Annotated in this window: 5 protein-coding genes; 3 read left to right on the forward strand and 2 right to left on the reverse strand. The window is 63.0% G+C overall.

Annotated elements, in window-relative coordinates; genetic code table 11:
* A partial coding sequence (locus QZ266_RS14660; protein ID WP_295696440.1) for a mechanosensitive ion channel domain-containing protein occupies positions 1 to 1,362 on the forward strand: 1,362 nt, incomplete at its 5' end.
* Positions 1,363 to 1,374: 12 nt separating this feature from the next.
* Here QZ266_RS14660 and QZ266_RS14665 read toward each other — a convergent pair.
* Positions 1,375 to 2,286: a lipase family protein gene (locus QZ266_RS14665; protein ID WP_295696442.1), complete on the reverse strand. Its 912-nt coding sequence runs from the start codon at positions 2,284 to 2,286 to the stop codon at positions 1,375 to 1,377.
* A 525-nt stretch (positions 2,287 to 2,811) separates the two neighbouring features.
* Complete coding sequence (locus QZ266_RS14670) at positions 2,812 to 3,765, reverse strand: 2-oxoglutarate and iron-dependent oxygenase domain-containing protein (protein ID WP_295696444.1); 954 nt, start codon at positions 3,763 to 3,765, stop codon at positions 2,812 to 2,814.
* 166 nt (positions 3,766 to 3,931) lie between these two features.
* On the opposite strand from QZ266_RS14670, the gene QZ266_RS14675 reads away from it, so the two are divergent.
* Both QZ266_RS14675 and QZ266_RS14680 read left to right on the forward strand, forming a co-directional pair.
* Positions 3,932 to 5,506, forward strand: coding sequence for a hypothetical protein (locus QZ266_RS14675; RefSeq protein WP_295696446.1), 1,575 nt, complete (start codon positions 3,932 to 3,934; stop codon positions 5,504 to 5,506).
* 163 nt (positions 5,507 to 5,669) lie between these two features.
* A complete protein-coding gene (locus QZ266_RS14680; RefSeq protein WP_295696448.1) occupies positions 5,670 to 5,942 on the forward strand; it encodes a hypothetical protein in 273 nt (90 codons plus the stop codon).
* Positions 5,943 to 6,047 lie beyond the last annotated feature (105 nt).

Genomic DNA, 6,047 nt, shown 5'->3' on the forward strand with positions numbered 1-6,047 from the left:
ACACCACAGGATGACAGCGCGCTGGGCGAACTTCTGCCGATGGAGGTGCTGGAAGCGCATGTGCGCGGGATCTGGGACTGGCTGCTGGCCAGCCTGCTCAATCTCGATGTTGCCATCCAGATGGGTCTCATTCTTGCGGCCTTTATCCCGGCGCTGATCTTCGGGCCGCGCTTGCGCCACGTCGTCGAGGGCCTTGCAGGAGCGCGGATCAAGACCGGGCTGGCGCGGCGCCTTTTGACCGCCGCCATATCACTGGCGACGCCGCTCGCCCTGGTCGCGGTTCTGGCCATCATCCGCATCGTGCTGGGCGCGCTGGACCGGCCCTTCGCCCTGATCGACGCGGGCATGAGCCTGATGACCGCCTGGCTGGTCATCCGGGCCGTCACCCTGATTATCCGCTCGCGTTTCTGGTCCAAGGTCGCCTTCTATGTCGCCTGGCCGGTCGCTGCGCTCGACGTGTTCGGCCTGCTCGATGATGTTGTCATGCAATTGCAGGCATTGGCCATTCCGCTGGGCGAGACCGAGGATGGTGAGCCTGTCGATCTCTCCCTGTTCGATGTCCTGCGCACCCTGATCTATTTCGGTGCTCTTTTCTGGCTGGCCTCGCTGGCCGGTCGCACCGTCAATGCCCAGCTCGAACGGGCCGAGGAAATCTCGCCGGCGCTGCGCGCGCTGATCGCCAAGATTCTCGGCTTCGCCCTGCCGGTGATCGCCTTGTTGATCGCGCTGCAGCTGACCGGTTTCAATCTCGCCACCCTGGCGATTTTCTCCGGCGCGGTGGGTATCGGCGTCGGTCTGGGCCTGCAAAAGACCGTCGCCAACTTCGCCGCCGGTTTCACCCTGCTGGCCGACAAGTCGATCAAGCCGGGCGACGCCCTGGAAGTCGATGGCCAGTTCGGCTGGGTGACCGGCATGCAGTCACGCTATGTCTCCATGCGCACGCGTGACGGTACCGAGCATCTCATCCCCAATGAGCATTTCATCGCCAATGGCGTGATCAACTGGTCCAAATCCGATCGGGTCGTGCGCCAGCATGCGCCCTTTGGCGTCTCCTATGACACGCTGGACCTTGAACAGGTCCAGCAACTTGCCATCGAGGCGGCCAGGACAGTCGACCGTGTCGTGCCCGACAAGGCGCCGGTCTGTAATCTGGTCGAATACGGCGACAGCTCGGTCAATTTCGATTTGCGCTATTGGATTTGCGATCCCGAGAACGGTCTCTCCAATGTGCGCAGTGCGGTCTATATAGCGATCTGGAAGAGCTTCCACGAGCACGGTGTCGAATTCCCGTATCCGCAGATCGACATCCATGTTCGTGATGTGCCGGCCGGCATGAAAAAGCCCAAACCGATCGGTGGCTAAGCCCAGGCTTGCCTAGCAAATGCAGGCATAATAGCGGCCTGAAGCGCTGTGAGCTTCGGCGATTTCCTTGAAATCGAGATGGTCGAGCGCGTGCCGCATGGCGGCCCAGGCATTGGCCGCACCCTGCTGGCCGTACTCCACCACGCAATCGGGGCCAAGATAGCGCAGATGGCCGATCGGGACATAGGCGTTGGAGAAGGCGGGATTTCCCGCTTCCGGCCAGGCCGTGGCGGTGAGACGGTTTGAGGCGCCCTTGCTGTCATGGCGCTCCTGTGCGGCCAGGACTGACAGTAACGGCCACCAGGGCAGGTAGGGCACAATGTCGTACATGTTCTGGTAGCGCACGGTGAAGGGTGTCAGGCCCAGGGCGTCATAATTCGCCGCGAAATCCTGTTCACAGGTACGCGGCGCGGCAAAACAGCAATTCTCGATCAGAAGATGCGGCCAGGCGGTCTTGAGCAGGGAGGCCGCGAGATAGGTCATCGCCGCGCCCTTGGAGTGACCGGTCACCAGAATGCCCTTTTTGGCGGAAAGGTCGATCTGGCTCAGCGCCGCCATGGCCTGAGGCCAAATTGACAGGGTGGCGTTGGCGAAACCGGTCTCGACCCGGCCAAACACACGGCCACCGACATACCAGTTGGTGGGGCCGGCCTCGAAATCCTGCAGCCAGTCCAGTACCCATTTCACAAGGTCTCCCTTGAATGGGGGCAGGGTCCCGCGCAGTGCGAGGACGACCCAGCCATCATCGGTCTCGGCGACAAAACCGGCATTGATCTCGTCCAGACCGTTCACGAAGACCTTGGGCCATGTGTTCGGCGCCAGGCCGATCGCCTTGGCGTTGGCATTGCCCTGCGGGATCTGCCCCTTGGAGATGGCGTAGCAGGCGATGGCCGCATTGATGAGGCGGCATTCGAGTGTGGTCATGACAGGCTCCCCTTTTTCTCGAGGGGGAGTTTAGCACGCAAAACACGTTTAGCTTGCAGAAAATATCTAGACCCGCTTAAGGTCTGAAAAGAAGGCCGCGAGGCGAACCTCGCGGCCATCCAGTTGGCTGGTGGCAGCCCGGCCAGACCGCAAGCGACCCAGCCGGACCAACTTCCACGCTTCCAGCGTGCGCCCTTCGCGCCAATGTGGCCAATGAATTGATTCTCTGCCTGCTATCGAGACGACCTATGTGGGTCGCCACCTTACTTGTGCGTGCATGGTAACCATGCATTCCTGTTGTATTACAGCTTGTTCATCCGGGTGTTCGTTTAGGGAAGTGGTAATACAACCTCAAGATAGTGATCGAGCCGCAACGGTGGCGGGAGCACAGCCCGACCCTCGGATGGCGTTTTCAGACTGGAAGGGGTGCGGGCATGGGGATCGCACCCCTTTTTCAGTCCCGGATCAGGCCAGGCCTTCCGGGGCGAGCGCCGGACACTGCACGGGCCCGGTCATACAGCCGGCTTATTTCAGAAGACCGATCTCGCGAAGGCGCTGGTTGAGGAAATCATTGGCCCGCATCGGCTCGGGATATTTGTCCGGATTGTCTGCTCCGGCACAGCCCGGCAAGGTCTCGATCATGTAGTCGGGCCGGTAGTGCAGGAAGAAGGGCAGGGAATAGCGCGAAAATCCGGTGCGGGCGCCGGCCGGATTGATGACGCGGTGCTGGGTTGATGGCAGGACATCATTCGTCGAACGCGCCAGCATGTCGCCCATATTCACGACCAGGCAGCCCGGGGGCGGGTTCATGTCAATCCATTCGCCATCGCGCGTCTTGACCTGCAGGCCGGGCTCCTCGGCACCCAGAAGGAGCGTGATCGTATTGATGTCGCCATGCGCCTCGGCGCGGATCGAGCCCCCGGGGTCGCCGGTCACGGGCGGATAATGAAGCAGGCGCATGACCGAATTGCCGTCCTTCACCGCATCATCGAAATAGGTTTCTTCCAGGCCCAGATCGATTGCGATGGCGCGCAGGACCTGGACGCCGAGCGCGTCAAAGGCGGCGTAGAGACCGTGTACCGTTTCGCGCCAGCCAGCGATTTCGGTCGGCACCAGATTGGGCGCCATGTCGGTTTCATACATATGACCGGCCGGCAAATCGCGCCCGACATGCCAGAATTCCTTCAGGTCGACATGTTTGGCGTCCTTGGCGATTTCCTTGCCGAAAGGCGTGTAGCCGCGCGCGCCGCCGCCACCCTCGACGAGATAGGCCATCTTTTTCGACTCCGGCAGCGCGAAGAATTCAGCTGCCTTGTCATAGGCATCCGTGATCAGCGCATCCTCGAGGCCATGGTCCGCGATCGCCGCAAAGCCGAACTCGCGAAAACTCTTGCCGAGCTCGGCCGCAAAGCGAGCCTTGTCGGTCTGTGCGAGTGTCATCGAGACCGGCTGGAAACGGGAAAGGGTATCGGACGGCATGGCAGGCTCCTGTCGGCGGTGCCTAGCCAATAAGCCGTGGCGCCGGGCGTGCCAACACATCATGTGTGTGGCGACTGGCCGCACGCGCCGCATTCGCGCCTCACGCGCATAGGCTTGCATGGTTAACCCGGCCCGGCCTAACTGGCAGCGGGAACAGGGGGGCATCATGACGGATACCGTCGATGCTGGTGACACGATATCGATACCGGGCGCGGACGCCTGGCAGCGGGCCGGCTTGACCCGAAGCGAGGCCCTGCGGCGTGAGCGGGTCGAACGCTGGCGCGCGGAAACCCTGTCACCCTGGGAGGCGAGGGCCGTCGGGCTCGTGGTCTGGCTGGGCTGGCGGGCCGTTTTCAAGGGTTTCCAGCCGCTTTGTCTGATCGCGGCCCTGGCAGCGGCGAGCTGGTTCGGTGCGCGATGGCTGGACGAGACCGGGGGATTGCAGGCGCATGTCGGTTCCGTTCCCGGCGAGGAGAGCCGCCTCGCAGAGCGCATCCGCCAGGCCGTGCCGGCCGAGGCGGATGCCCGGGACATCTGGATCGCGCGGCTGGAAACATCGGTCCGGGGCGATGCGCGCCGACGCGCCGATATCGATCGTTTCCGCAGCTGGGCCGCCTTGGGGCCTGACCTCATGGGACGCGACTGGCTGGCTCTGGACGCGATAGCCGGTGCTGCCGGGCCGCGTGTCCTGGACGCCGAATTGCGCGCGGGTCCCGATTGGCAGCGTCGCCAGCGTCTCGATGATGCCTGGCGTGAGCAGATCGCGCGGGGACGAGAGCTTGGTCTTGATCCGCCCGCGCTGGTCTTCGCGCCGGAAGCCCTCAATCGCCGCCGCGCCGATCGGCAATTCGCCTGGGCTGTGGCGCGTGAGGGTGCGGACGGGTTTTTCCGGGGCGATCATCGGGGCCAGTTCGAGATGCGGGCTGTGCCCGGCCTGGTGGCCGGGGCGTCGGGGACGACACGTCTTTATGGCGGCGTCCGTCACCTGGTCATCGCGCTCTGTGCGCAAGACCGCACGCCCTTGTCCGGCTGCGACAGCCCGATCATTCCGCCGGCAGCGGCGGATGACCTTTCATTGGCGCTCGCCGCGATTGAGTCCGGTCTGGTGGAGCTCCCTGCGCGTGGCCGATCGATGAGGTCCGGCGCTGAAATCCTCATCGCCGCACGCCGGGCAGGTCAGCTCAATCCGCAATTGGAAGCCTGGCTCGTGGAAGCCCTGCCGCGCGTATTGCCCGCCGCAGAGATACGTGATGCGGTCGATCGTGCCGGGATCCGCCCGGATATCGCCTTTGCCGCGCCGGCCCGGATGACTCAACGCCTCGCCGCCCAGCTCGATGTGCGGACGGCGGAGGGGGCCGTTGTGTTGGCGACAGTCCTGCAGCGCGTGGCCGATTTGCGTGAGGTGACGTCGAGTTTTGAAGCCATTCGTCTGATGGCTTACCCGGACAGTGCCGCGACGCTCGACAGCCTGCAGCGTGTCGGAACCCTGTCCGGCCCGGCGACATTGGCGGTGATGGAATGGCTCGGCGAGGGGGCATATGACGCGTTATTGCCGGTGCCTGAGCGTCCGCAGGCCTCACAGGAGGTCCGGCGCGGCCTGATCCTCTCGCTGGCAGGTGCCATTCTTGTTCTCCTGCTGACCCTGGTCCGGGTCGCAACGCCCGCACGCCTGCGCAGGGCCAGCCGGACAAGTCTTACCGATGCGTGGATATCGCGTTTACTCCTCGGTAGGAAACTCTAATGGATTTAAAGGCTTAAGGCCAATATTTCTGGTTCGGCTTAACCTTAATGCAATTCTCTTTGCTCAGGATCACATCTGTTCGAAGGCATTCGGACTGGATGGTGGTCGCGGGTCACAGGTCAAAAAGACAGGACCCGCCAGTGTAAAAGTAAGGGGAAGTCCCATGGCGTTCACGGACGTAGAAACGGCCCAAGCGCATCAAGCAGCATTTGCCGACCCGACGGGTGAGGATCTGTGCAAGCTTGGTATCTTGTATTCAACCGGCCAGGGTGGCGAGATCGACTATGTCGAAGCGCACAAATGGTTCAACCTGGCAGCCCTGATGGGCTCGGAGCCGGCGAAGTATTATCGCGCCGAGATTTCCGACCAGATGTCGACCATGGACGTCGCCGCCGCCCAACGTGCGGCCCGCGAATGGCTGTCGACCCGCCACTAGGCGATATCGACACGACTGATTGCAGGCCGGCGGATGGGGGCATCTGCCGGCAGCAAGACCCACGCGCCCGCTGATCCGCATGGATGGCGGGCGTTTGTGTGTTCG

The organism is uncultured Maricaulis sp., assembly GCF_905480005.1.
In the GTDB taxonomy this organism is placed as follows: Bacteria; Pseudomonadota; Alphaproteobacteria; order Caulobacterales; family Maricaulaceae; genus Maricaulis.